The following is a 25,833-nucleotide window of genomic DNA, read 5'->3' as shown; positions in this document are numbered from 1 at the left end:
TGGGTACCATGACGAAAAGGAATGGTGCCTTTCATTGAGGAAGTCAGTAGTGAAGAAAACAAAAAAAGTCAGTCTGGCCTGGCAAATTTTGCTAGCCCTGGTGCTGGGTATCCTTCTGGGCAGTTATCTGCATTACCACGCTGAAAGTCGCGATTGGTTAATTAGCAATTTGCTGACGCCGGCGGGCGATATCTTTATCCATCTGATTAAAATGATCGTGGTCCCGATTGTCATTTCGACCCTGGTGGTCGGGATTGCCGGCGTGGGTGACGCCAAACAGTTAGGGCGGATCGGTGCCAAAACCATTATCTATTTCGAAGTGATCACCACGGTGGCGATTGTGCTGGGTATCACCCTGGCCAACGTCTTCCAGCCGGGGACGGGCATTGATATGTCGCAGCTGGCGGCAGTTGATATTTCGAAATATCAGAACACCACCGCCGAAGTGCAGAGCCATGCGCACGGCCTGATGGGCACCATCCTGTCGCTGGTGCCGACCAATATCGTGGCATCGATGGCGAAAGGCGATATGCTGCCGATTATCTTCTTCTCGGTGCTGTTTGGCCTGGGGCTCTCCTCGCTGCCGGCGACCCACCGTGAGCCGCTGGTGACGGTCTTCCGCTCTATCTCCGAGACCATGTTTAAAGTCACCCATATGGTGATGCGCTATGCGCCGGTCGGGGTATTCGCCCTGATTTCGGTAACCGTCGCCACCTTCGGTTTCGCCTCGCTGTGGCCGCTGGCCAAGCTAGTGTTGCTGGTTTACTTTGCGATCCTGTTCTTCGCGCTGGTGGTGCTGGGGATTGTCGCGCGCCTGTGTGGTCTGAGCATCTGGATCCTGATCCGCATCCTGAAAGATGAGCTGATTCTGGCTTATTCTACCGCCAGCTCGGAGAGCGTACTGCCGCGCATTATTGAGAAGATGGAAGCCTACGGCGCGCCGGCGTCGATCACCAGCTTTGTGGTGCCGACCGGTTACTCCTTCAACCTCGATGGTTCAACGCTGTATCAGAGCATCGCGGCGATCTTTATCGCCCAGCTGTACGGTATTGACCTCTCTATCTGGCAGGAGATTACCCTGGTGCTGACCCTGATGGTGACCTCGAAAGGGATCGCCGGCGTGCCGGGCGTCTCCTTCGTGGTGCTGCTGGCCACCCTGGGTAGCGTTGGGATCCCGCTGGAAGGGCTTGCCTTTATTGCCGGCGTCGACCGTATCCTCGATATGGCGCGTACCGCGCTGAACGTGGTGGGTAATGCGCTGGCGGTGCTGGTTATCGCCAAGTGGGAGCATAAGTTCGATCGCAAAAAAGCGCTGGCCTATGAACGCGAAGTGCTGGGTAAGTTTGATAAAACCGCCCAATAAAACACAAAGCCCGGCGCGATAGCGCCGGGCTTTTTCTTATCCTTTACTAATCCGGTCAAACTCTTCGCAGCCGGTATCAAACCCCTCCAGGCAACTGACGTTGAGCCAGTGCAGCGCCTTCTGCTTATTCGGTTCGATAAAGCCTTTTTCTCCCTGCTGGAACATCATCCCGGCCCAGTATTCGGCATAGCCGGTGCGGGAAAGTGATGAACTGCCTTTGAAGTATTCGCTTGCTTTCACATCATCCTCCGGGCCGTGTACGCCGCTGGCGTAGATCAGCCCCAGCAGCATCTGGGCATCTACCGCCGCATCGCTTTCGCTATCCCGGGCAGCATCCTGCAGCAGCGTGATGGCGTGCGCTACGTCGGTGGCGCCAGCCTGACGGTTGACCAGCACCCGCGCGAGGACGATCTCTCCGGATTTACTGCCGGCCTCGACGGCTTTTTCCGCCAGTTGGCGGGCCTGCGGATAGTCCGCCTGTTGGGGGTTACGGATTTTGAGCTGCGCCAGCAGCGCCAGCGCATCGCCATCGCCCTGGGCGGCCGCCTTTTGCGCCCAGTATTCGGCTTTTTGATAATCGCCGGAGCTGACCCAGGTATCGGCAAGGTAATATTGCGCGCGTCGATCGCCGGCTTCGGCCTGCTGTTGATACTGACTGCCAGGTTCGGTGGCCACCGCTGCGCCGCTGGTGAAAACCAGTAGAAATAAAAAGAGGTATTTCATTTGTATTTATTATCAGTAAGGAACATAGCGCGCAGTATAAAGGGAGGCGAAAAAGAAGAAAATGGCGGGTATCGGTAGCTAGAGCCGATTTGCGCTACCTGACCGTAGGCCCGCGCCAGCGCAGCGCCGCCGGGCGACAGACTGCGGACACGGAGCCGCTTGTGTGCCGGGTGGCGGCTGCGCCTGACCCGGCCTACGGATGGAGATGCTCCTGCCAACCGTAGGCCCGCGCAAGCGCAGCGCCGCCGGGCGACAGACTGTGGACACGGAGCCGTTTATGTGCCGGGTGGCGGCTGCGCCTGACCCGGCCTACGCATCGCGCGAGCCGGGTCAGACCGCCGAACCTTAACCCATCGCGCTTTCGCGCAGGCGGGATTTCAGCTTGTTGTACTCGTCGATCACGTACTGTTCCGCGGCGCGCTGATCGGCAATCCGCTCAACGTTGACCGCGCAGTACTTGTACTCCGGCGTTTTGGTTATTGGACTCAGGTTCTCTGAGACCAGCTCGTTACAGGCGCCGATCCACCACTGGTAGGTCATGTACACCGCGCCTTTATTCGGCCGATCGCTGACCTGCGCGCGGGTGATGATGCGCCCCTTACGCGAATTGACCCATACCAGCTCTTCATCTTCGATGCCTAGCCGTTCGGCGTCGGCGGTGTTGATTTGCGCATAGCCTGGTTCATCCGCCAGCGCCGCCAGCGCCGCGCAGTTACCGGTCATTGAACGGCACGAGTAGTGGCCGACCTCGCGCACCGTCGACAATACCATCGGGTACTCGTCGGTAAGCTTATCGATCGGCGCGACCCAGTCGCAGGTGAAGAACTGCGCCAGTCCGTTCGGGGTATCGAACTTCTCTTTAAACAGATACGACGTTCCCTGATCGGCGTCGGACTCATCGCGGCACGGCCACATGACATAGCCGAGCTCACCCATTTTCTCGTAGGTGGCGCCGTAGAAGTCCGGGCACAGATGCCGCAACTCGTCCCAGATCTCCTGGGTGTTGTTGTAATGCATCGGATAGCCCATCCGGGTGGCGATTTCGCTGATGATCTGCCAGTCGGTTTTCAGGTCCCACTTCGGCTCCACCGCTTTAAAGAAGCGCTGGAAGCCGCGGTCCGCTGCGGTATACACGCCTTCGTGCTCGCCCCACGAGGTGGACGGCAGGATGACGTCAGCCGCGGAGGCGGTTTTGGTCATGAAAATGTCCTGGACGATAACCAGTTCCAGATCGTCGAACGCTTTGCGGACCGCCGAGAGTTCGGCGTCGGTCTGCAGCGGATCCTCACCCATAATGTACGCCGCCCGCACTTCACCGTGCGCCGCGCGGTGCGGCAATTCGCTGATGCGATAGCCGGTATGCGCAGGCAGGCTTTCCACGCCCCAGGCTTTGGCGAATTTTTCGCGGTTCTCCGGGAACTTGACGTACTGATAGCCCGGATAGGTATCCGGTAGCGCACCCATATCGCAGGCGCCCTGAACGTTGTTCTGGCCGCGTACCGGGTTGACGCCGACGCTCGGCTTGCCGAGGTTGCCGGTGAGGATCGCGAGGCTGGTCAGCGACCGCACCGTCTCCACGCCCTGGTAGAACTGGGTGACGCCCATGCCCCACAGGATGGCGGCGGATTTGGCGCTGGCATACATCCGGGCGCAGGCGCGGATCTCCTGGGCGCTGACCCCGGTGATCTCCTCCACCGACTCCGGCGTATAGCCTTCAACGATTTTGCGATACTCCTCGAAGCCTTCGGAACGGCTGGCGACGAAGGATTTATCGTACAGATCCTCTTCAATAATCACGTGGCCAATGGCGTTGAGCAGCGCGATGTTCGAGCCGTTCTTCAGCGCAATGTGCATATCGGCGATGCGCGCGGTTTCAATTTTGCGCGGGTCGCAGACGATAATTTTCGCCCCGTTGCGTTTAGCGTTAATGACGTGATTCGCCACGATAGGGTGGGAATCCGCCGGGTTGTAACCGAAGATAAACACCAGATCGGTGTTATCAATCTCCGTGATGGCATTACTCATGGCGCCGTTACCGACCGACTGGTGCAGACCTGCAACCGAAGGGCCGTGTCAGACGCGAGCGCAGCAGTCGACGTTATTGGTACCAATAACGGCGCGCGCGAATTTTTGCATCACATAGTTGGTTTCATTACCGGTGCCGCGGGAGGAGCCGGTGGTTTGGATCGCATCCTGGCCATATTTGGCTTTAATGGCGCTGAGGCGGGTGGCGACGTAATCCAGCGCCTCGTCCCAGGAGACGGCTTCCAGCTTGCCGCCGCGTTGACGGCGGATCATGGGGGTTTTCAGGCGCGGCGTTAGGATCTGGGTATCGTTAATGAAGTCCCAGCCATAATAGCCCTTCAGGCACAGGGTTCCCTGGTTGGTTTTCCCCTGCGCCGCTTCAGCCCGAACGATTTTGCCGTTATCGACCACCAGGTTGATTTTGCAACCTGATGCGCAATACGGGCAAACCGTGACGACTTTTTTCATCGGTCTTGCTCCAGTTATTCAATGGGCGCGTTTGCGCTATCGCGCCGTCACTATGCATCTTCTATGCCATATTTTCATTGTGGGTATTCCTTGATGATACGCGGGTTTTTTGGGCGGAATGCTGACGAAAAACAGCCTGTCGACAGATTTGACGTGTCGATACCCTGGAGATGTGACGGCGCTTGAAAAAATGTCACCGGGAGAGGAATTTGTCGGCGCAGGCTTGCAGAATCGATCAGACTGACACTAATTCCCGGCGGGCAGAGGCAAAAATGAAACCAGTCATTTTAGTGGTGGATGATGACAGGGCAATGGGCGAGCTGCTCAGCGATGTGCTCGGCGCGCACGCGTTTGAAGTGCTTGTCAGCCAGACCGGCAACGACGCGCTGGCGACGGTGGCGCAGCGGGCGGATATTGCGCTGGTCTTACTGGACATGATCCTGCCGGATACCTATGGCCTGCAGGTGCTCCAGCAGCTGCAGCGCACGCGGCCTGAGCTGCCGGTGGTGATGCTCTCCGGTCTGGGCAGTGAGTCTGATGTGGTGGTGGGCCTGGAGATGGGCGCCGATGATTACATCGCCAAACCGTTCAGCTCGCGGGTGGTGGTCGCCCGGGTGAAAGCGGTACTGCGACGCAGCGGGGCGCTGGCCGGCGAGGCGTCGGGCGCCGGTGCTGGCCTGACGTTTAACGGCTGGCGGCTGGATACCACGCGCTGTGAACTGTATAACCCGCAGCAGCAGGCGATCCCGCTGACCCAGGGAGAATATGGCCTGCTGCTGGCGCTGGCGCAGAACGCGCGCCGGGTATTGAATCGCGAACAGCTGCTGGCGCTGACCCATAACGAAAGCACCGAGGTATTCGACCGGACCATCGATGTGCTGATCATGCGCCTGCGGCGCAAAATTGAGCTCAACCCGCATCAGCCGACGTTGATTAAAACCCTGCGCGGTCTGGGCTATGTCTTTTCCGCCGACGTGACCCACAGCGAGAAGGCGGCGTAGGGCGGGTTTGCTGCCAACCCGCTGTTGACTTTATTTGGCGCAGGGAGTTTACTTTTTTTATTAAAGTGACACTCTGGGTTAATCTATGGCAACAAAATTAAACTGGCTGCTGCAAAACAGCGCTCCCGGAGATGTGATCCTTCAGTCCTGGTTAAGCCAGCATGCCATCTCTCCCTCTCTGGCCTTTAAATACGCGCAAAGTGGCTGGTTAAAAAAAAGAGGCAACGGCGTATATGCGCGTGCGGGACGTGAGCCGGAGTGGAACGATGCATTAGCATGTTTGCAAAATCAGCTTGCCGCTCCGGTGTATGTTGCGGGGCTCAGTAGCTTAGTCTGGCAGGGCCGTTCACACTATCTACAGCTAAAACAAAACCAGTGCTGGCTTAGTGTGGAAAATAAAGCGCTGCTGCCGAAATGGTTCAGGGAATTCCCGGGTGTGGAGTGGATAGTCATATCGGGGAAAAAACTGCCGGTGCTGGATGATAGATACCGTGTAACGCTTGATATAAAAGGGAAAAAACTCATCGGCAGTGCGCCAGAACTGGCTGCTTACGAGTTGCTGAGCGCGGTGCCGGGGACCCTCTCATTTAACCACGCTGCAGAGCTTTTCCAGGGGCTGGTTAATCTTAATCCTCGTAAAGTAGAGTATCTTCTTTCCGTCAGCCAGTCCGTGCAGGCCAAGCGTTTGTATCTCTTCTTCGCCAGTTTTTACGAGCATGGCTGGCTCAAACGAATCGATAGCCAAAAAATCGATCTGGGAGCGGGCAAGCGGCAAATCGTGGAAAATGGAAAGTTCAATGCTCAATACCAAATCACAGTGCCTGAACGCTTTCAAAAGGAATAAAAAATATGGATATACAGGCGCCTTATTATCGGCAGGTTGCTCTGCTAATGCAGGTTTTACCCTATGTTGCTGTCGAACGGGAATTTGCGCTGAAAGGTGGCACTGCAATCAATCTCTTTATCCGCGATTTCCCTCGATTATCGGTGGATATCGACCTCGCCTGGGTGCCCCTGGAAAGCAGAGCCATCGCTTTACCTCATATACGGGATGCGCTTGCACGTATTGCCGCCAATCTGCAACAACAGGCAGGTATGAGCGCTGTATTACAAGCTAATCGTTCAGATGAGATGCGTGTCATTGTTACTACCGATAGCGCGCAAATAAAGATAGAGGTTTCACCGGTCGCCCGGGGAACATTATATCCACCACAGGAGCGAGAAGTGGTGGGGGCGGTAGAGGACGTTTTTGGCTATGCCAGCCTTCCAGTGGTTTCGTTGCCTGACCTCTACGGTGGAAAATTATGCGCGGCGCTGGATCGCCAGCATCCCAGAGATTTTTATGACGTGAAATTACTTCTTGATGCGCAGGAGCTTGACCGTCCCATTTTCAATGGGTTTATCGCGTATTTACTGAGCCATAATCGGCCTCTGGCTGAAGTGCTGAATCCTCGCTGGAAAGATATTGCTGAACCTTTTTACCGTGAATTCAGCGGGATGACATTTGAGACGATAGCCCTGGAGGAACTGACAGCAGTCCCCAACAGGATGATTGCTGCGTTAAAATCCTGTTTCACACAACAGGATGTCGATTTTTTACTGTCATTTAAACGAGGCGAACCAGACTGGCGTTTAGCGCCGGAAATGCGTATTCAGGATTTGCCTGCCGTGCAGTGGAAATTGCGCAATATTCATCAGATGCCAGCGATAAAACGCGCTGAGTCATTAGATAAACTGGAAAAGGTGCTGGCCGAGTGGCGCAGTTAGTTACCTGGCCCGCCCTTGTTGAACTCAGCGTAAAACAGGCGTGATTTGAATAAACCGTATCCCTTTTCTCGCCATGACACGCCGTTCTCCTGTGGCATCGCCCTGATAGCGGGATCTACTCGATCTAACCATTCTGCAACTGAATAAACGCCTGCAGCTCAGGGAGCGTTTTGGCGCCGTCGATCGCGTTGGCGGCCTGCAGGCTGGCGCGGGCGCAGGCGTGGGCCAGCTGCAGACTGGCGGTTAACGGCCAGCGTTCGTGGCTGCCGTACAGCAGGCCGGCGCAGAAGGCGTCCCCCGCGCCGACGCTGCCGATAATCTCCTCCGGCGGTAGCCGCCATGACGGTACCCAGCGCCCGGCTTCGGTACGGGAAACGCCCCATGCCCCCTCCGGACAATGGATCACTACCCGCTGGCGTACGCCGGCGTCAAGCAATGCGCTGGCGGCGCGGGCGATATTGGCGACGTGCGGCTCGCCGTTGGGTAGACGAATCTCCAGCCCGCTAAACTCGCTGGCTTCCAGTTCATTGATGGTCAGGTAGTCAAGATGCTTCAGCGCCGGCAGGACCAGCGGCCGGTAGCGCGGGTCGCCCTTGCGTGACACCAGATCGAGGGACACCTCATAGCCTCGCTCGCGCATCTGCGCCAGCAGTCGCGCGCTGCGGGTGCCGTACACTTCATCGGGGCGATCGAGGCTTTCGAGCAGCAGCAGATAGCCGAGATGGAAAATTTTCAGCGGCGCATCCAGCGGCTCAAAAGCCGGGAGATCAAGCAGGCGGTTGGCGCCGGGAGAGTGAAAGAAAGTGCGCTGGCCTTCGGCGTCGGTCATCACCTGGGTCATCGAGGTGGGGGCGGAGCTGGTGCGCTGTACGAGCTGGCGATTGATATGGTACTGATCGAGCATGGCGGTGATGTAGTCGCCATCGTTATCCTCGCCAATCAGGCCGACCGCCTGCAGCGGCAGCCCGGCGTGCATTTTGGCCAGGGTCAGCAGGACATTCAGCGGCGCGCCGCCGGTGGCGCGTTCGCTATGGACAATTTCCACCAGCCAGCCGCGCTCCGGCCACTGCCCGATCTGGTGGACATGATCGACCAGCATGTTGCCTGCGGCAATAATGCCTTTCCGTTCCATGATCGCTACTCCGCGCCGTCATATTCGTTAAGCGTAGCGCACAATCGGCGGAACGATTGTGCGCCTGGTTGCGCTTATTTCACGGTCCAGCCTTTGTAAGAGCTGACGTTATTTTTGTCGATCATCGTCACCGGGATCAGTACCGGCGCGGTCGGCGCAGGTTTGCCCTGCAGGATGTCGTAGCCAATCTCCACCGCCTTCGCTGCCATCACCTGTGGGTCCTGCGCTGGGGTGGCGACGAACAGCGAGTTCTTACGCTTCAGCGCCTCTTCGCCGTCCGGGCTGCCGTCGACGCCGACGATGAAGAACTCGCTGCGCTGCGCCTGTTTCGCTGCCAGATCGGCACCAATCGCCGTCGGATCGTTGATCGCGAACACGCCGTCAATCTTCGGATTGGCCGCCAGCAGGGAGGTCATCACCTCCAGGCCGCCTTCCCGGCTGCCTTTGGCGTTCTGGTTGGCGGAGAGGATTTTAATGTCCGGGTGTTTTTTGAACTCCGTTTCGCAGCCTTCGACGCGGTTTTGTACGGCGGAGACCGGCGGCCCGTTGATGATCACCACGTTGCCTTTGTTGTTCAGGCGGTCGCTAATGTATTTACAGGCCAGCTCGCCCGCCTGGGTGTTATCGGAGGTGATGGTGGCGTCGGCCCCTTCGGCGGCGACGTCAACCGCCACCACCACGATCCCGGCCTCTTTGGCCCGCTTCACCGCCGGGCCAATGCCTTTCGAATCGGCGGCGTTGAGGATGATCATATCGACTTTGGCGGCGATAAAGTTATCGATCTGCGCCACCTGCTGGCCCAGATCGTAGCCGCTGGAGACCAGCGTCACTTTGACGTTATCCCCCGCCAGCTTGCGGGCCTCCAGCTCCGCCCCTTTGGTGATCTGCACAAAGAACGGGTTGGCAAGGTCGCCCACCGTCACGCCAATCGCTTTCAGCTCTTTGGCCGACGCAAAAGGGGAGGCGGCCAGCAGCGCGCCAGCACACAGCGCGGTGACTATCGGTTTTAAACGCATTCGCTTTTCCTCGCAGGTAAGATGTTGTTGTTATGCACTTTGATGATGCCGGGTACGGTATTTGTCGATCAGCACCGCAATGATGATCACCGCCCCTTTGATCACCAGTTGCCAGAAGTAGGAGACCCCCATCAGGGTCATGCCGTTATTGAGGGTGGCGATAATTAGCGCCCCCACCAGCGTACCGGTGATGGTGCCGATACCGCCGACGAAGCTGGTGCCGCCGAGAATGACCGCGGCGATGGCGTCCAGCTCGTAGCCGACGCCGAGGTTGCCGTTGGCGCTGTACAGCCGCGAAGCGCTCATCACCCCGCCAAGGCCGGAGAGCAGGCCGCTCATGCCATAGACAAACAGCAGCACCAGCCAGACTTTGATGCCGGTCAGCCGCGCCGCCTGCATGTTGCCGCCCACCGCGTAGATATGCACCCCAAGGGTGGTGCGGCGCAGGATAAACCAGCACACCGCGATCACCGCCAGGGCGATGACTACCAGCCAGGGCACTGGGCCGAGGTAGTCATTGCCGATCCACTCGAAGCTGATATCGGAGTTGATCACCGTGGTGCCGTCGGCCAGCAGATAGGCGGCGCCGCGCAGCGCCGTGTAGGTGCCGAGGGTGACGATAAACGGCGGTAGCCCGGCGAAGGCGACCAGCGCGCCGTTGAACAGGCCGAGCAGCAGGCCGAGCATCAGCGCCGCCGGAATCGACAGCAACGCAAACGCCGGGATCAGCGACACCACCATCGCGGCCACTGCGGTGGTGCCAAGGATGGAGCCGACGGAAAGGTCAATGCCGCCGGTGAGGATGATGAAGGTCATTCCCGCCGCCAGCACAATGTTGATCGAGGCTTGGCGGGTGATATTCAGCAGATTGCTTTCCGTGAAAAAGTTGGGGGCGATAAAGCCGAAAACGGCGACGATCAGGATGAGGATCGGCAGAATGCCGACGGTCTGCATCAGGTCGCCCATCAACATTTTTTTCGCCGAAGCGGATTTCGCGACCGGCGCGGAGGTCTCTTTCGGTATGCTCATAGTTGCCCTGCCTTAAGGTGAGAATCGGTCACGCCGGTGGCCAGCGTCATGATACTTTCCTGGCTAATATCACCGGCCTGTAGCTCGCCGGCGATAACGCCCTCGCGCATCACATAGACCCGGTCGCTCATGCCCACCACTTCGGGCAGCTCGCTGGAGATCATCAGAATGGCGACGCCCTGGCGCGCCATGTCGTTCATGATGCGGTAAATTTCGCTTTTCGCGCCGACGTCGACGCCGCGGGTGGGTTCATCGAGGATTAGAATGCGCGGGCCAATCGCCACCCAGCGCGAAATTAACAGCTTCTGCTGGTTGCCGCCGGACAGTCCGCCGGCGCGCACCTGGGCGTGCGGCACGCGGATGTTAAGCAACTGGATGGCGTCATCGGAGATGGTTTGCGCCTTCCGGCGGTTGAGCATCCCCCAGGTCGCGTCGCGCTCCAGCGTCGCCATGGTGATGTTTTCCTGGGCTGCCAGTTCGAGAAACAACCCCTGTTCTTTGCGGTTTTCGGTCAGAAAGCCGATCCCGAGGTCGATGGCTTCCCGCGGCGAGTGGATCACCACCGGCTCGCCGTCGATCTCAATCACCCCGGCGGTGGCTTTGCGCACCCCGAAGATCAGCTGCGCCAGTTCGGAACGCCCGGCGCCGACCAGCCCGGCGAGGCCGACGATTTCGCCGGCATGCACCACCAGGCTGCTGGGCTTAACCTTGCCGCCATCGGTCAGATCCTCGACCCGCAGGCGCGGCTGGCCGCGGGGAATGTCCCGTTCTTTATTGAACAGATCGCTGAGCGGGCGGCCGACCATCATGCGCACCAGCTCCGGCGCGTTGAGCTTGTCGCGCACCAGGCTGCCGACATACTGCCCATCGCGCAGGACGCTGACCCGGTCGGAGAGCTCATACACTTCCGCCATGCGGTGGCTGATATAGATGATCGCCATCCCCTCATCGCGCAGGCGCAGGATGAGCTCGAACAGGCGCTGGGTTTCCCGCGAGGAGAGGGCGGCGGTGGGTTCATCCATCACCAGAATGCGGCTTTGACGGTGCAGGGCGCGGGCGATCTCCACCTGCTGTTGTTCGGCGATGGTCAGGGTCATCACCCGGTCGCTGGCTTTGAACTGGGCGCCGAGACGGTCGATCACCGCCTGCGCCTGGCTGAGCATGGCTTTGCGCTGCACCAGACCACCGCGCGCCAGCTCGCTGCCGAGGAAAATGTTTTCCGCGACGGTCAGGTTCGGCGCCAGCTGCATCTCCTGGTAGATCAACGTGATCCCGGCGGCCAGCGCGTCCTTGGGGCCGCGGATCGTTTGCGGTTTTCCGTCGATCAGGATCTCGCCGCTGGTGGCGGTATAGGCGCCGGCGAGGATCTTCATCAGCGTGCTTTTTCCGGCGCCGTTCTCCCCCATCAGGGCATGGATCTCGCCGGGCCAGACCGTCAGGTCGACGCCCTTCAGCGCGTAGAATTTGCCAAAAGCTTTGGCGATATGGCGCATTTCCAGTACCGGGGTGGCGGTCATCGCGGCGCTCCTGTCTGTAAGAACAATAGCTGCAGTCCACCACCGGAAAATAAATGCAGAATGTCAGAATCCATTCATATTTGTCATAGTGATAAATAGTTAACCGCGATCACAGTTACGCGGCGTCATTTTCTGCACCGTCACGCTTATCTGCCGACCGATCCTTCACCGGAGTTGTTATGACCGCTCGCCGACACCCGTTTTTCACCAGCGCCCGTGGCCGCCTGCTCTCCTTTAATCTGCTGATGGGCGTGGTCACCCTGTTGGTCAGCGGCGTGGCGGTGTTCGGCTTTCACCACGCCAGCCAGCTGCAGGAGCAGGTGCAGCGCCAGACTCTCAACGACATGCGCGGCAGTATGGATCTGGCGCGGGACACGGCGAATGTCGCCACGGCGGCGGTGCGCCTGTCGCAGGTGGTGGGGGCGCTGGAGTACAAAAGCGAAGCGGAACGGCTGCTGGCGACGCAGCAGGCGCTGAAGCACTCGCTGGCCCAGCTGGCGGCGGCCCCGCTGGCGCAGCAGGAGCAGGCGCGGGTGGCCAATATTATTCGCCGCAGCAACGCGCTGCAGCAGAGCGTGGCGGAGATGCTGGAGCGCGGCCAGCGCCGCCATTTGCAGCGCAATGCGCTGCTGAGTTCGCTTTACCAGAATCAGAGTAACCTGCGCCATCTCGCCGATCTTAACGATCGCGGCGGGGATAAGGCGATCGATCCGCGCCGGCTGGCCGAGATGGACCGGCTGATCGTGGCTGCGATCCATACCGTCACGCCGCGGTCGATCGTCCTGCAACTCGACCAGCTGCGCGGCGCCCTGCCGACACGCAGCGCCGATCCCGCGCTGGCGTTTGTCCTCCCTGATGTGACCCGCGAGCTGGCGACGCTGGCCCCGCTGTCGGCCCAGCTGGAGGAGAGCGACCTGACGATCAGCTGGTACATGTATCACATCAAAGCGCTGGTCGCGTTGCTTAACGAAGATATCAATCAGTACGTGACCCGGGTGGCGGAAGCCTCAGAGCAGCGGGCGGCGCAGAGCCATCGGGAGCTGCGCTCCATCAGTATGTTTATTCTGCTTTCCGCGCTGCTGGCGCTGGCGATCACCGGCTGCGCCGGGTGGTACATCTACCGTAATCTCGGCTCGAACCTGACCGCCATCTCGCGGGCGATGTCGCGGCTGGCTCAGGGAGAGCCGAACGTCTCGGTGCCGGCCCTGCAGCGGCGCGACGAGCTGGGGGAGCTGGCGCGGGCCTTTAACGTTTTCGCCCGCAATATGGCGTCGCTGGAGCACACCACCCGGCTGCTGAAAGAGAAGACCAACCAGATGGAGATCGATCGGATTAAGCGCCAGGAGCTGGAGGAGGCGCTGCTGCATAGTCAGAAGATGAAGGCCGTCGGCCAGCTGACCGGAGGTCTGGCGCATGACTTTAACAACCTGCTGGCGGTGATTATCGGCAGCCTTGAGCTGGTGGAGCCGGATGCGCGCGATGCGCCGCGCCTCTCCAGGGCGCTGAAGGCGGCGGAGCGTGGGGCGCTTCTGACCCAGCGGCTGCTGGCCTTTTCACGCAAGCAGGCGCTGCATCCCCAGGCGGCGGCGATGGCGCCGCTACTGGAGAACCTCAGCGAGCTGATGCGTCACTCCCTGCCGGCGACCTTAAGCCTGGAGATTGAGGCGCAGTCGCCGGCGTGGCCGGCATGGATAGACGTTGGCCAGCTGGAAAACGCCTTGATCAATCTGGTGATGAACGCCCGCGACGCCATGGCGGGGCGCGGCGGGGTCATCAAAATACGCACCTGGAATCAGCGGGTCACCCGCAGCAGCGGCCAGCGGCAGGATATGGTGGCCCTGGAGGTGATCGATCATGGCAGCGGGATGTCGCAGGCGGTGAAAGCCCGGGTGTTTGAACCTTTCTTCACCACCAAAGCCACCGGCAGCGGCAGCGGCCTGGGGCTGTCGATGGTGTATGGCTTTGTGCGCCAGTCTGGCGGCCGGGTGGCGCTGGAGAGCGCGCCGGGGCAGGGGACGACGGTGCGGCTGCAGCTGCCGCGAGCGTTGACCGAGGTTGAGAAGGAGGTGGCGCCAGCGGTGGACGAGCCGCCCCCGGCGGGCGAGCGGCTGGCGCTGGTGCTGGAAGATGAAGAGGATGTCCGCCAGACGCTATGTGAACAGCTGCATCAGCTGGGCTGGCTGACGCTGGAAACCGCCAGCGGTGAAGAGGCGCTGCAGCTGCTGGAGGCCTCGCCGGATATTGCCCTGCTGATTAGCGATCTGATGCTGCCCGGGGCCCTGAGCGGCGCCGATGTGATCCATACCGCCCGACGCCGCTTTCCGGCGCTGCCGGTGCTACTGATCAGCGGCCAGGATTTGCGTCCGGCGCAGAACCCGGCCCTGCCGGAAGTGGAGTGGCTGCGTAAGCCGTTTACCCGCGCCCAGCTGGCGCAGGCGCTGAGCGCGGCGTACGCGAGGATTTGAGATTCCTCCGCTACTCGGGGGGTGTACGCTTGATTAAGGTAGCGGCAGGACTCTGATGAGATTGGCCCCGATGAAACGTTACGCAACCGCACTGCTCTTTTGCACTCTGTCGCTGACCAGCCTGGCCGCTCGCGCCGATATTATCGATGACGCGATCGGCAATATTCAGCAAGCCATTAACGACGCCTATAACCCGGGCAGCAGTCGCTCCGATGACGACGACAGATACGATGACGATGGCCGGTATGATGACGGGCGCTATCAGGGGAGCCGTCAGCAGAGCCGTGACAGTCAGCGCCAGTATGACGAGCGGCAACGCCAGCTGGACGAGCGCCGCCGCCAGCTGGATGAACGCCAGCGTCAGCTCGACCGCGATCGTCGTCAGTTAGAAAGCGACCAGCGTCGGCTGGATGATAGCTACTGATCGCCCCCCGCAGGCCAGCGCTTAATCCAGCGCTATTTCCATCCCGTCATAGCCCGCTTCGAAACCTGTCGGCAGCGGGTTATCCATCATCCAGACGTCAAACTGGTGGCTGATATGGGTGAGGATCACCCGCGGACAGCCAATGACCTGGTTAAGGCTGCGGACGGTGTTTAGATCGTTATGGTTACGCGGGGTCTGCGCGCGCGGCTCATGACTGCAGTCGATGATCATCGCCTGCGGGCGGTTATTGAGCAAAAACTTCAGCGTCTTGTCCGGCAGCCCGGCGGTATCCGAGAGCCAGGCCAGCCGGCTGTGGGCCGACTCCAGCAGATAACCAAAGGTCAGCTTCGAGTGATTAAGGGGTAGGGGCGTCACCCGCAGCCCCTGCAGGTTAAACATCACAAACGGCGTGACGGTATGGCTAAAGTCAAGCAGACCGGGGTGTTTGAGCAGATCGTCGCAGCCGGCGTCATCCGGCGGGCCATAGACCGGAATCGACGCGCCGACTCCCCAGCGCAGCGGAAACAGCCCCTGCACATGATCCAGATGGTAGTGGGTCAGCAGCACCTGTTGAAAGCTGCCGGCGGGATGATGCTCCATCAGATCCGGTCGTCCGGCATCGAGCAGCGTCACGGCGCTGTTGAACGTGACCACTCCGCTACAGGGGCGGCGTCGGTGGCTCTCCTCGCGGCGGGCGCGGCGGCAGGCCGCGCAGTCGCAGCCGAAGACCGGCACCAGCTGAGCGCCGCCGGTGCCGGTTAAGCGGAGGGTCAGGCTCATCGTGTCACCTTTTGTTTATACCAGTTGATCCGCTTCGCGCGCCGCGTGGCTGCGCAGCAGGCGGAAAAATTCATCGACCGATTGTCGGAGACTGCCGTCGTTATTCAATGTCAGGCAGTTGTCCGGCTTATAGCGCGCGGCGCGTTCCAGACGCTGGGCGATTTCCAGCGCGTTTTCCCGGCCGCGCTGCTCCAGCCGCTGGCGCAGCACCGGCGGCGAGACGGCGAGACAGATCGGCACCAGAACCTCGCCGTAACGTTCCCGGGCCAGCGCCAGGTGGGCGCGGGAGCCGTTGGCCACCACGTCAAAGCCGGCGTGCAGCCAGAGGTCGATCTCCACGCCAATGCCATAGTAAGTATTGTTGGCGTGCCAGCTGAGAGCAAAAAGATGCTGCTCGGCGCGGGTAAAAAACTCATGTTCGCTGAGGGCGATATGATTCTCGCTGCCCGCGTTAAACGGGCGGGTTATGTAACGATGGGCCACCAGCAGCTGCGGGTGCTCGCGCTGGCGCAGCGCCGCCAGCAGGCTATCTTTACCGGAGCCGGAGGGGCCAACCAGCCAAATCAGTTTTCCTGGCATTAAAAGACCCTCTTTCCCTGGCGCCAGACATGGTCGATCTGGATATGTTCGCCGCGACGGTGCGCCAGCACCAGGTCGGCGCGTTTTCCCTCGGCGATGACGCCGCGATCGTCAAGGCCCAGCGCCTGCGCCGGATGCTGACTGACCAGACGGATCGCCTGTGGCAGGGTGAAGGCATTGTCCTCGGCGTCGGCGATACGGAAAGCGGCATCCAGCAGGCTGGCGGGGTAATAGTCAGATGAGAGGATGTCCAGCAAACCGTGGCTCGCCAGCTGGTGGGCGGCGACGTTGCCGGAGTGGGAACCGCCGCGCACGATATTCGGCGCCCCCATCAGGACGTGCATCCCGTGCTGACGTGAAGCCTGCGCCGCGGCCAGCGTGGTGGGAAACTCGGCGATCACGCTCCCTAGCTGGTGGGATTCGGCCACATGCGCCTCGGTGGCGTCGTCGTGGCTGGCAAGGGCGATACGGCGGGCGCGGCACATGGCGGCGATGGTCTGGCGATTGGGCTGCGACCAGGTGGCGGCCAGAGCCATCTGCTCGGCTTCAAAACGGTCCATTTCGTCATGCGTCAGATGATATTTGCCCTGATAATAATCGCGGTACTTGCTGCGATCGGCGTACTGACGCTGGCCCGGCGAGTGGTCCATCAGAGAGACCATGCTCACCGACTCGCGATCGATCAGCTTTTCAAACAGCGGCAGCGTGGTGTGATGCGGCAGCTCGCAGCGCAGGTGCAGGCGGTGTTCGGCGCGGTTGAGACCGCGCTTTTGCGTCTCCTCCACGGCATTGACCATCTTCTCCAGATTCTCAAGACGATCGCCGCCATCGCGCACGTCGCCAATCGCCACGGCGTCCAGCACGGTGGTGATGCCGCTGGCGACCATCATGGCGTCATGGCTGCTCATCGCCGAGTGGGCAGGCCAGTCTACCTTCGGCCGCGGGGTAAAGAACTTGTCGAGGTTATCGGTATGCAGCTCGATAAGGCCCGGCAGCAGCCAGCCGCCTTCCCCATCCAGCGCCTGCGGCAGCCGGCTCTGGCTTTCGGCGAAGGCGAGGATGCGACCGTCCTGGACTTCCAGCGAACCGTGGACCACCTCGTCGTCGAGAACCAGTTTTACGTTATTGATAATCATGCTGTCATTCCCATAGAGTGCAGTCGGTCGGCGACCTGACGGCGTACCCCTTCGTCATGGAAAATCCCCACGATGGCCGCGCCGCGCGCTTTGGCATCGTGGATCAGGTTGACCACGGCAGCACTGTTTTTGCCATCCAGTGAGGCGGTGGGTTCATCAAGGAGCAGGATCGGATAGTCGACCGCAAAACCGCGGGCGATGTTGACCCGCTGCTGCTCGCCGCCGGAAAAGGTGGACGGCGCAAGGTGCCACAGGCGTTCCGGAACGTTGAGGCGGGTCAGGAGCTGGGCGGCTTTGGCGGCGCTCGCTTCGCGCGGCGTCCCAAGATCGAGCAGCGGCTGCATCACCACCTCCAGCGCCGAAATGCGCGGGATCACCCGTAGAAACTGGCTGACCCAGCCGATGGTGGTTTTGCGCACTTCCAGCACCTTGCGTGGGGTGGCGGTGACCAGGTCCACCCATTCGTCGCCGTGGCGGATATGGATATGGCCGCTGTCCGGCAGATAATTGGCGTACAGCGAACGCAGCAGGGTCGATTTGCCGCTGCCGGAGTGACCGTGGAGCACCACGCACTCCCCGGCGTTAACGGTCAGCGAGGCGTCGGCCAGCACCGGCAGACGCACGCCGTGCTGCTGGTGCAAAACAAAGGTTTTATGGACGTTTTCAACGCGGATCATGTTAGCTCTCACGAGGTTGAGTTGCCGGGTGGCGCTTCGCTTACCCGGCCTACGAATAACGCACCTGTGGGCCGGGTAAGGCGCAGCCGCCACCCGGCAAAACAGCATCAATTCTGCAACACCGACGACACCAGCAGCTGGGTGTAAGGATGGTGCGGATCGTCGAGTACCCGGTCGGTTAAGCCACTCTCCACCACCTGGCCCTGCTTCATCACCAGCAGACGGTTCGCCAGCAGGCGAGCGACGCCGAGATCGTGGGTAACAATCACCACCGCCAGATTCAGCTCCACCGCCAGGCCGCGCAGCAGGTCTAGCAGCCGCGCCTGCACGGACACATCCAGCCCGCCGGTGGGTTCATCCATAAACACCAGCTTCGGCTGGGTGACCAGATTGCGGGCGATCTGCAGACGCTGCTGCATGCCGCCGGAGAAGGTGGTGGGCAGGTCGTCGATGCGCGAGGGCGGGATCTCCACCTCCTGCAGCCACTTTTCGGCGGTGGCGCGAATGTTGCCGTAGTGGCGGGCGCCGGTGGCCATGAGCCGTTCGCCGATGTTGCCCCCGGCAGAGACCTGGCGACGCAGACCGTCCATCGGGTGCTGATGCACTACGTCCCATTCGGTGCGCAACAGGCGTCGGCGTTCGGCTTCGCTCATGGCGTACAGCGAGCGCTGCTGGTACAGCACCTCGCCCTGCTGCGGCGTCAGGCGGGCGGAGATTGCCTTCAGCAGGGTGGTTTTACCGGAGCCGGACTCGCCGACGATGCCGAGCACTTCTCCCGGCCACAGCTCGAAGGAGACATCGCGAAAACCTTTATCCGGGGCGTAGAGATGGGTCAGGTTATTCACAGCAAGTAATGGCTGGTTCATTTTTTCTGCCCCCCGCTCTGCTGGCGGCAATAGTCGGTATCGGAGCAGACAAACATCCGCTGGCCGCTGTCATCCAGCACCACTTCGTCGAGGTAGCTGTGGCGCGAGCCGCAGATGGCGCAGGGCTCATCCCACTCCTGCACGGTAAAGGGATGGTCGTCGAAATCGAGACTCTCCACCGGGGTATAGGGCGGCACGGCGTAGATCCGCTTTTCGCGCCCGGCGCCGAACAGCTGCAGCGCCGGCATCATGTGCATTTTCGGGTTATCGAATTTCGGGATCGGCGAAGGGTCCATCACGTAGCGGCCATTGACCTTCACCGGATAGGCGTAGGTGGTGGCGATATGGCCGAAGCGGGCGATATCTTCATATAGTTTCACCTGCATGACGCCGTACTCTTCCAGGGCGTGCATGGTGCGGGTTTCGGTTTCACGCGGCTCGATAAAGCGCAATGGCTCCGGGATCGGCACCTGGTAGATCAGGATCTGATCCTCCACCAGCGGCGTCTCCGGGATCCGGTGGCGGGTCTGGATCAGGGTGGCGTCTTCGGTACGCTCGGTGGTGGCGACGCCGGTGACGCGCTTAAAGAACTGACGAATCGACACCGCGTTGGTGGTGTCATCCGCGCCCTGGTCAATCACCTTCAGCACGTCGTTCTCACCGATGACGCTGGCGGTCAGCTGGATGCCGCCGGTGCCCCAGCCGTAGGGCATTGGCATTTCGCGCCCGCCGAACGGCACCTGGTAGCCGGGAATCGCTACCGCTTTGAGAATAGCCCGGCGGATCATGCGCTTGGTTTGCTCGTCGAGGTAAGCAAAGTTATAGCCAGTCAGTGGGTTAGCCACGTTCGTTCTCCCGTTGCAGGCGTTTCAGCAGCGCCAGTTCGGCCTGGAAATCGACATAGTGCGGTAGCTTCAGATGCGAGACGAAGCCGGCCGCTTCGACGTTATCGGCGTGGGCCAGCACAAACTCTTCATCCTGCGCCGGGCCGGCAATCTCTTCGTCATAGTCCGGCGCCTGCAGCGCACGGTCGACCAGCGCCATGGCCATCGCTTTGCGCTCGCTCATGCCGAAGGTCAGGCCGTAGCCGCGGGTGAAGTGCGGCGGCTCCTCCTGCGGGGCGACGAAGCCATTAACCATCTCGCACTCGGTCAGCAGCAGCTCGCCAATATTGACGCTAAAGCCCAGCTCTTCCGGGACGATTTCCACCTGCACGTAGCCGCTGCGGATCTCGCCGGCAAACGGATGGTTGCGGCCATAGCCGCGCTGGGTCGAATAGGCCAGCGCCAGCAGGTAGCCTTCATCGCCGCGCATCAGCTGCTGCAGGCGCGAGGAACGCGAGCAGGGGTAGACCGGCGGGGTGCGGGTGATATCGTCGGGCGGCGTGCCGCGATCTTCCTCGGTCTTCGCCAGCCCCTGCTGCGTGAGCAGGCTAAAGACGTGCGGCGTCGGCTCTGCTTCGCCATCGGCTTGCTGCACAGACGGCGCTTCGCCGTTGGCCAGCAGGGTAAAATCGAGCAGGCGGTGGGTGTAGTCGTAAGTGGGGCCCAGCAGCTGGCCGCCGGGGATATCTTTATACACTGCGGAGATGCGGCGTTCGAGGCGCATCTCCGCGGTATTAATCGGTTCGCTGACCGCCAGCCGCGGCAGGGTGGTGCGGTAGGCGCGCAGCAGGAAGATCGCTTCGACGTTATCGCCGCTGGCCTGCTTCAGCGCCAGCGCCGCCAGTTCGCGGTCGGCGATGCCGCCCTCGGTCATCACCCGGTCCACCGCCAGGCTGAGCTGGTCGCCTATCTGATCGACGCTCAGTTCGGGAAGCCGTCCATCGCCCCGTCGTTTCTGTTCCTGTAAGGCGTGAGCGGCGCGGATCGCCTTCTCGCCGCCCTTGACGGCAACGTACATTTAGCACACCTCCACGTGGGTGGTGCGCGGGATCGCCAGCAGGCGCTCGCCGCAGGTGAGGATCAGGTCGATGCCCAGCGGGAACGGGTGCGGGCGTTCGGTTAATTCGTCGATGATGCAGTCCGGCAGCTGCGGCGCGATCATTCGCTCTTCGGCAATGCCTGCCCCGGTCAGGCGCAGCATGCGTCCGCCGCTGAGGCTGGCAAGCTGAACGATCAGTGTGACGCCGGTTTCCGGCGCGGTGACGGTGCCAGCGGAAAGGACGTTGAGCTGCTCGGCGCTGATACCGTCATTGGCGACGGCAAAGACCGCCTGCTGCGGCTGGTCCACCAGCGGCGCGCCGGTATGAAAGCGCAGATTCTGTCCCACCAGATCGTTACGCAGGGCGCTGGCGAGCCAGACCGGGGTTTCGCGATCGGCAAGGGTCAACAGCAGGCTGGTGGACGCCACGTTCAATGGCTGCCAGCCGTGCTGAAGCTGCTGCAGGGAGACAATCACCCCCGGCTCGCTCATCGCTTTCAGCAGGCGACGAAAACTGTGTTGGGCATCCTGCACAGCCAGGGTAAAAGCGGGTTGTAAGGTCATACGTTATCTCCGCGAACCAGGGTAAAGAAGTCGACCCGGCTGGCGTTGACTTCGGCGCGTCGGGCTTCAATGCGCGCGCTGCGTAGCGCTTCCAGCGGGGTTATCAGAGTTTCCATTAAGGTGTGAAAATGGCGGGGCGACTGCAGCAGGGCGTCGATCGCCGCGCAGCGTTCAGCGTGCGGGCGGTCGCGGCCTAAGATCCAGCTGTAACCGAGGGTACCGTCAGCCAGGCGTACCGCTGCGCGGGTAAGGGTGGCGTCGCCGGCAAAGAAGCGGTCGCCGATACCGCCCATGCGGGCCTGGAGCTGTACCAGCCCGGTTTCCGGGGTGCGAATCAATTCATATTCCGGCGCCAGCTGCAGGGACTGCATGCGCGCCAGAAGGTCCTGCGGTTCACTGTGGGCCAGCACGGACATCCAGCGCTGGCGGGTGGCGGTATCGAAGTGCATTCAGTGCTCCATGGTAAATTCAATCATGTCGGCGCGGGTCAGGCTGACGGAGTACTCCGCCGTGAGCGACTCGCCCTCGCGGCTATTGAGCGTGCGGACGCAGAGCAGCGGCGCCATATTGGGGATTTCCAGCAGCTTGCTCTCTTTTGCCTGCGCGCGGCGGGCGCTAATTTTGGTGCGTACGCGGGTCAGTTCGACGTCGAGCCGATCGCGTAGCAGATCGTGCAGCGAGCCGTGGCTGAAGGTCTGTAGCACCGGCCAGAAGCGCAGGTCGGCGAAGTAGTGGTCAATCAGGCACAGGGCGACGCCATTGACCCGGCGCAGGGTACGCAGGTGGATCACGTTCTCGCCCTCATTGATGCCAAAGGCTTCGGCGACATGGGCGCTGGCAGGGCGCAGCACCGACAGCAGCTTTTCGCTGGTGGGATCGCTGCCTTGTTCCAGCAGGTTTTGGCTGAAGCGCGCCTGGGCGTTAAGCGGGTAGTCGATGGGGCGCATCAGCACCAGCACACCCACGCCCTGACGGCGCTGAACCCAGCCGCGCTCAACCAGCTGGTCGATAGCCCGGCGCAGGGTGTGGCGGTTAACGTCGAAGCGCGTCGCCAGCTGCTGCTCGGCGGGCAGATAGTCGCCGCAGCGATAGTGATGGCGCAGCTCCTGCTCAAGTCGGGCGGCGATTTCCTGATAGCGCGTGGGGTAACTGGTCGGATGTCTGGACAGGTGCATAGTCATCAAGCCTCACACAGCATAGGCGAGGAGCTTCCTCGCGTTGTGGGCCGATCCTGACCGGTTTATGTTGCATTTCGGTTAAGTGACGATGACTAAAGGATGAAGAGTTGATGCCAGGCGGATGACAGGGCGGCCGGGCCGCCCTGGGGGCGTCAGCCTTGTTTGACCACGTTGATCATCCAGGGGACGCCAAAGCGGTCGACGACTTTGCCGAAGCCGTGGGCCCAGAAGGTTTCCTGCCAGGCCATCTCAATGCGCCCGCCGACAGCCAGCGCGTCGAACCAGCGCTGGCCTTCAGCGACATCGCTGGGATCGAGGACGAGGGTGAAGCCGGCGTAATGCACATCGGGCCCGAAGGCGCTGTCGCTCAGCATCAGCTCGCCATTATTGATGCGCAGGCTGGCGTGGGCGATAGCATCATCCGCCATCTTCTGGCCAGACGGGCAGCCGTCTGACGCTTCCTGCGCCGCGGGCGGCATTTCGCCAAAGGTCATTTTAAACATCAGCTCCGCGCCCAGCGTCTGCTGGTAGAAGGCGATCGCCTCGGCGCAGTTGCCCGCAAAGGCAAGGTAGGGACTTAAGGACATGGTGAATACCTCAGTGACCGTAACCCGTAAAGCGTAGTCGCCCGGCAGGCGATTGAGCCAGACGGCAGGGCGAAAAGGGGCGCTGAAATATGACGGCAGGCGACAGTGTAAATAGCGGTTGCCGGCGAGGGAAATAACAGGATGCGCCGGTGGACAAACGGCCACCAGGATATCGGGTGCGGCGACGGTTATGTGAAAAAATAATCGTGCCGCCTACCCGAAATTAAATCAGTTCTTTTTCACAAATTCCGATTTGAGCTTCATCGGACCAAAACCGTCAATTTTGCAGTCAATATTGTGATCGCCTTCGACCAGACGGATATTTTTCACTTTGGTGCCGATTTTCAGCATCGAAGAGCTGCCTTTAACCTTCAAATCTTTCACGACGGTAACGCTGTCGCCATCGGCCAGTAAATTGCCATTGGCATCTTTAACGATCAGAATGTCGCTCTCTTCCGTCGCCTCGGCAGGGTTCCACTCATGGGCACATTCCGGGCAGATGTACATGCCGCTATCTTCATAAGTGTAAGTCGAATCGCATTTTGGGCAGTGTGGCAGTTGCATGACGCTCCTCATGATATCGTCGAAAAACAGGACGTTGGTCCTTTAAACAGCGGCTGAGAGCCGAAAGTGGGTATGATTATAGCGCAATCACCCACTTTTGTCGGGTGTTTTTTTGCTAAAAAATAGCCGTGGTGTTATTCCGGAAAGAAGCGAATAAACGCTGAAATTAACCGCCCGAAGTGGAGCAAAATCGACGAAATAATTTCCGCGCGATCGGCAGGAAATGAACTTATTTATTTTCCGACACTCTGTAATGAGGCGGTAAATTTCTGTGAAGTTGATCGCAGATATAAACACTGTTAGGGTAAAAAAGGGGAGCAGGTCAATTTCATCAAGCATCACGATGAGCCGCTCCATTTATTCACCAGTAGCCAGAGCAGGCGTCAACAGGTTCGGTTGTACATTCTGTCAGCAGACAGTGCAGGCAAACCTGCTACGCTTGAAATGAGGAGCACAGCAATTCACCGCTCCTGACGCACGATGCGAATGGCCTTGCCATTCGGCGAAGAGGCGTGCACTCAAGGCGGAGTAGCAGAGGAAAAATATGCTTAAAAGGAAAAAAATAAAGCCCATCACCCTTAAGGATGTGACCATCATCGATGATGGTAAACTGAAAAAGGCGATCACCGCGGCCTCCCTGGGCAACGCGATGGAGTGGTTCGATTTCGGCGTCTACGGCTTTGTGGCCTACGCCTTAGGTAAAGTCTTCTTCCCCGATGCCAACCCAAGCGTGCAGATGATTGCCGCGCTGGGTACCTTCTCCGTACCATTTTTAATTCGTCCGTTAGGAGGCCTGTTCTTCGGGATGCTGGGCGATAAATATGGTCGGCAAAAAATTCTCGCGATAACTATCGTGATCATGTCGATAAGTACTTTCTGTATCGGCCTTATTCCGTCGTATGCCACGATAGGTATCTGGGCACCGATCCTGCTGCTGCTGTGTAAAATGGCGCAAGGCTTCTCGGTTGGCGGTGAATATACCGGGGCGTCGATCTTCGTCGCGGAATACTCTCCTGACCGCAAGCGCGGCTTTATGGGCAGCTGGCTGGACTTTGGCTCCATCGCCGGGTTTGTGATGGGGGCCGGCGTGGTGGTTCTCATCTCCAGCGTGGTGGGCGAACAGAACTTTCTCGACTGGGGTTGGCGTATCCCGTTCTTCCTGGCGCTACCGTTAGGTATCATTGGTCTCTACCTGCGCCATGCGCTGGAAGAGACGCCAGCGTTCCAGCAGCATGTTGACACCATGGAGCAGGGCGACCGTGAAGGACTGCAGGACGGGCCGAAGGTCTCTTTTAAAGAGATTGCCACCAAGCACTGGCGTAGCCTGCTGACCTGTATCGGTCTGGTGATTTCCACCAACGTGACTTACTACATGCTGCTGACCTACATGCCGAGCTATCTGTCGCATAACCTGCACTACTCGGAAGATCATGGGGTGCTGATCATCATCGCTATCATGGTCGGGATGCTGTTTGTACAGCCGGTTATCGGTATGCTCAGCGACCGTTTCGGCCGTCGCCCGTTTATCCTGATTGGTAGCGTGGCGCTGTTTGCCCTGTCGATCCCGGCCTTCATTATGATCAACAGCAACGTGACTGGCCTGATCTTCGCCGGCCTGCTGCTGCTGGCGGTGGTGCTGAACTGCTTTATCGGGGTGATGGCCTCCTCGCTGCCGGCGATGTTCCCGACGCACATCCGCTTCAGCGCCCTGGCCAGCGCCTTTAACATCTCGGTGCTGATTGCCGGTCTGACGCCAACCCTGGCGGCGTGGCTGGTGGAGACCACCCAAAACCTGATGATGCCGGCGTACTACCTGATGGTTATCGCGGTGGTGGGTATGGCGACGGGCCTGTCGATGAAAGAGACGGCTAACCGTCCGCTGAAAGGGGCGACCCCGGCGGCGTCGGATATCCAGGAAGCGAAAGAAATCCTTGGCGAGCACTACGATAACATCGAGCAAAAAATCGAAGATATCGATCAGGAGATCGCCGATCTGCAGGCAAAACGGTCGCGCCTGGTGCAGCAGCATCCGCGTATCAACGACTAACC

At 60.3% G+C, this 25,833-nt stretch carries 26 protein-coding genes; 7 read left to right on the top strand and 19 right to left on the bottom strand.

Annotated elements, in window-relative coordinates; genetic code table 11:
• Window positions 1–49: 49 nt before the first annotated feature.
• Window positions 50–1,363, top strand: coding sequence for a glutamate/aspartate:proton symporter GltP (gltP, locus tag KHQ26_RS21040; RefSeq protein WP_004146659.1), 1,314 nt, complete (start codon window positions 50–52; stop codon window positions 1,361–1,363).
• A gap of 36 nt (window positions 1,364–1,399) precedes the next feature.
• On the opposite strand, the gene KHQ26_RS21035 is transcribed toward gltP, so the two are convergent.
• Both KHQ26_RS21035 and fdhF read right to left on the bottom strand, forming a co-directional pair.
• Window positions 1,400–2,086 carry a tetratricopeptide repeat protein gene (locus KHQ26_RS21035; RefSeq protein WP_004151733.1) on the bottom strand — a complete coding sequence of 229 codons (687 nt, stop codon included), beginning with the start codon at window positions 2,084–2,086 and terminating at the stop codon, window positions 1,400–1,402.
• A 345-nt stretch (window positions 2,087–2,431) separates the two neighbouring features.
• Window positions 2,432–4,579: a formate dehydrogenase subunit alpha gene (gene fdhF, locus KHQ26_RS21030; protein ID WP_077599005.1), complete on the bottom strand. Its 2,148-nt coding sequence runs from the start codon at window positions 4,577–4,579 to the stop codon at window positions 2,432–2,434.
• A 272-nt stretch (window positions 4,580–4,851) separates the two neighbouring features.
• On the opposite strand from fdhF, the gene KHQ26_RS21025 reads away from it, so the two are divergent.
• The 3 genes from KHQ26_RS21025 to KHQ26_RS21015 all read left to right on the top strand — a co-directional run bounded on the left by KHQ26_RS21025 (window position 4,852) and on the right by KHQ26_RS21015 (window position 7,347).
• Window positions 4,852–5,580: a response regulator transcription factor gene (locus tag KHQ26_RS21025; RefSeq protein WP_004177810.1), complete on the top strand. Its 729-nt coding sequence runs from the start codon at window positions 4,852–4,854 to the stop codon at window positions 5,578–5,580.
• A gap of 85 nt (window positions 5,581–5,665) precedes the next feature.
• Entirely contained in the window at window positions 5,666–6,424 is a 759-nt protein-coding gene (locus KHQ26_RS21020) for a type IV toxin-antitoxin system AbiEi family antitoxin (RefSeq protein WP_004177809.1), read from the top strand.
• 5 nt (window positions 6,425–6,429) lie between these two features.
• Entirely contained in the window at window positions 6,430–7,347 is a 918-nt protein-coding gene (locus tag KHQ26_RS21015; protein ID WP_004146663.1) for a nucleotidyl transferase AbiEii/AbiGii toxin family protein, read from the top strand.
• A 124-nt stretch (window positions 7,348–7,471) separates the two neighbouring features.
• On the opposite strand, the gene KHQ26_RS21010 is transcribed toward KHQ26_RS21015, so the two are convergent.
• The 4 genes from KHQ26_RS21010 to KHQ26_RS20995 all read right to left on the bottom strand — a co-directional run bounded on the left by KHQ26_RS21010 (window position 7,472) and on the right by KHQ26_RS20995 (window position 12,041).
• Window positions 7,472–8,479: a carbohydrate kinase family protein gene (locus KHQ26_RS21010; RefSeq protein WP_004177805.1), complete on the bottom strand. Its 1,008-nt coding sequence runs from the start codon at window positions 8,477–8,479 to the stop codon at window positions 7,472–7,474.
• A gap of 74 nt (window positions 8,480–8,553) precedes the next feature.
• The gene (locus KHQ26_RS21005) at window positions 8,554–9,495 is read right to left on the bottom strand and encodes an ABC transporter substrate-binding protein (RefSeq protein ID WP_002885156.1); all 942 of its coding nucleotides are present in this window, start codon (window positions 9,493–9,495) and stop codon (window positions 8,554–8,556) included.
• A gap of 30 nt (window positions 9,496–9,525) precedes the next feature.
• The gene (locus KHQ26_RS21000) at window positions 9,526–10,524 is read right to left on the bottom strand and encodes an ABC transporter permease subunit (protein WP_002885172.1); all 999 of its coding nucleotides are present in this window, start codon (window positions 10,522–10,524) and stop codon (window positions 9,526–9,528) included.
• Window positions 10,521–12,041, bottom strand: a complete 1,521-nt coding sequence (locus KHQ26_RS20995) for a sugar ABC transporter ATP-binding protein (RefSeq protein WP_004210021.1) — start codon at window positions 12,039–12,041, stop codon at window positions 10,521–10,523. Before KHQ26_RS20995 ends, KHQ26_RS21000 begins: the two co-directional genes overlap by 4 nt.
• A gap of 179 nt (window positions 12,042–12,220) precedes the next feature.
• Here KHQ26_RS20995 and KHQ26_RS20990 point away from each other — a divergent pair, with 179 nt between their 5' ends.
• Window positions 12,221–14,506, top strand: a complete 2,286-nt coding sequence (locus tag KHQ26_RS20990; RefSeq protein WP_020803543.1) for an ATP-binding protein — start codon at window positions 12,221–12,223, stop codon at window positions 14,504–14,506.
• 70 nt (window positions 14,507–14,576) lie between these two features.
• Window positions 14,577–14,930 carry a DDRRRQL repeat protein YjdP gene (gene yjdP / locus KHQ26_RS20985; RefSeq protein WP_004151729.1) on the top strand — a complete coding sequence of 118 codons (354 nt, stop codon included), beginning with the start codon at window positions 14,577–14,579 and terminating at the stop codon, window positions 14,928–14,930.
• Window positions 14,931–14,951: 21 nt separating this feature from the next.
• Here yjdP and phnP read toward each other — a convergent pair whose 3' ends face one another.
• The 13 genes from phnP to KHQ26_RS26240 all read right to left on the bottom strand — a co-directional run bounded on the left by phnP (window position 14,952) and on the right by KHQ26_RS26240 (window position 24,141).
• Window positions 14,952–15,710, bottom strand: coding sequence for a phosphonate metabolism protein PhnP (phnP, locus tag KHQ26_RS20980; RefSeq protein WP_004151728.1), 759 nt, complete (start codon window positions 15,708–15,710; stop codon window positions 14,952–14,954).
• Between the two features lie 15 nt (window positions 15,711–15,725).
• A complete protein-coding gene (phnN, locus tag KHQ26_RS20975; RefSeq protein WP_004151727.1) occupies window positions 15,726–16,289 on the bottom strand; it encodes a ribose 1,5-bisphosphokinase in 564 nt (187 codons plus the stop codon).
• Entirely contained in the window at window positions 16,289–17,425 is a 1,137-nt protein-coding gene (gene phnM / locus KHQ26_RS20970) for an alpha-D-ribose 1-methylphosphonate 5-triphosphate diphosphatase (RefSeq protein ID WP_009484481.1), read from the bottom strand. Before phnM ends, phnN begins: the two co-directional genes overlap by 1 nt.
• A complete protein-coding gene (gene phnL, locus KHQ26_RS20965; protein WP_002885196.1) occupies window positions 17,422–18,102 on the bottom strand; it encodes a phosphonate C-P lyase system protein PhnL in 681 nt (226 codons plus the stop codon). Before phnL ends, phnM begins: the two co-directional genes overlap by 4 nt.
• A gap of 107 nt (window positions 18,103–18,209) precedes the next feature.
• A complete protein-coding gene (gene phnK, locus KHQ26_RS20960) occupies window positions 18,210–18,968 on the bottom strand; it encodes a phosphonate C-P lyase system protein PhnK (RefSeq protein ID WP_020803540.1) in 759 nt (252 codons plus the stop codon).
• Window positions 18,965–19,813, bottom strand: coding sequence for an alpha-D-ribose 1-methylphosphonate 5-phosphate C-P-lyase PhnJ (locus KHQ26_RS20955; protein ID WP_020803539.1), 849 nt, complete (start codon window positions 19,811–19,813; stop codon window positions 18,965–18,967). The genes phnK and KHQ26_RS20955 overlap by 4 nt, the downstream gene beginning before the upstream one ends.
• Complete coding sequence (locus tag KHQ26_RS20950) at window positions 19,806–20,870, bottom strand: carbon-phosphorus lyase complex subunit PhnI (protein ID WP_020803538.1); 1,065 nt, start codon at window positions 20,868–20,870, stop codon at window positions 19,806–19,808. Before KHQ26_RS20950 ends, KHQ26_RS20955 begins: the two co-directional genes overlap by 8 nt.
• Window positions 20,871–21,455 (bottom strand): phosphonate C-P lyase system protein PhnH, encoded by a 585-nt coding sequence (gene phnH, locus KHQ26_RS20945; RefSeq protein WP_004210034.1) that lies wholly within the window; start codon window positions 21,453–21,455, stop codon window positions 20,871–20,873.
• Complete coding sequence (phnG, locus tag KHQ26_RS20940) at window positions 21,452–21,904, bottom strand: phosphonate C-P lyase system protein PhnG (protein WP_002885214.1); 453 nt, start codon at window positions 21,902–21,904, stop codon at window positions 21,452–21,454. The genes phnH and phnG overlap by 4 nt, the downstream gene beginning before the upstream one ends.
• Window positions 21,905–22,630, bottom strand: a complete 726-nt coding sequence (gene phnF / locus KHQ26_RS20935) for a phosphonate metabolism transcriptional regulator PhnF (RefSeq protein ID WP_004177785.1) — start codon at window positions 22,628–22,630, stop codon at window positions 21,905–21,907.
• A 155-nt stretch (window positions 22,631–22,785) separates the two neighbouring features.
• The gene (yjdN, locus tag KHQ26_RS20930) at window positions 22,786–23,220 is read right to left on the bottom strand and encodes a VOC family metalloprotein YjdN (RefSeq protein WP_004177784.1); all 435 of its coding nucleotides are present in this window, start codon (window positions 23,218–23,220) and stop codon (window positions 22,786–22,788) included.
• A gap of 228 nt (window positions 23,221–23,448) precedes the next feature.
• Window positions 23,449–23,784: a zinc ribbon domain-containing protein YjdM gene (locus KHQ26_RS20925; RefSeq protein WP_004177783.1), complete on the bottom strand. Its 336-nt coding sequence runs from the start codon at window positions 23,782–23,784 to the stop codon at window positions 23,449–23,451.
• A gap of 87 nt (window positions 23,785–23,871) precedes the next feature.
• The gene (locus tag KHQ26_RS26240) at window positions 23,872–24,141 is read right to left on the bottom strand and encodes a hypothetical protein (RefSeq protein ID WP_016831374.1); all 270 of its coding nucleotides are present in this window, start codon (window positions 24,139–24,141) and stop codon (window positions 23,872–23,874) included.
• 187 nt (window positions 24,142–24,328) lie between these two features.
• Between KHQ26_RS26240 and proP the strand changes: the two genes are divergently transcribed.
• Window positions 24,329–25,831: a glycine betaine/L-proline transporter ProP gene (gene proP / locus KHQ26_RS20920; RefSeq protein WP_004177782.1), complete on the top strand. Its 1,503-nt coding sequence runs from the start codon at window positions 24,329–24,331 to the stop codon at window positions 25,829–25,831.
• Window positions 25,832–25,833 lie beyond the last annotated feature (2 nt).

Origin of the sequence: Klebsiella sp. 10, assembly GCF_018223925.1 — a bacterium.
GTDB classification, from domain to species: domain Bacteria; phylum Pseudomonadota; class Gammaproteobacteria; order Enterobacterales; family Enterobacteriaceae; genus Klebsiella; species Klebsiella pneumoniae.
The sequence above is the reverse complement of the archived record's forward strand: the minus strand, read 5'-3'. Positions and strand labels throughout refer to the sequence as shown.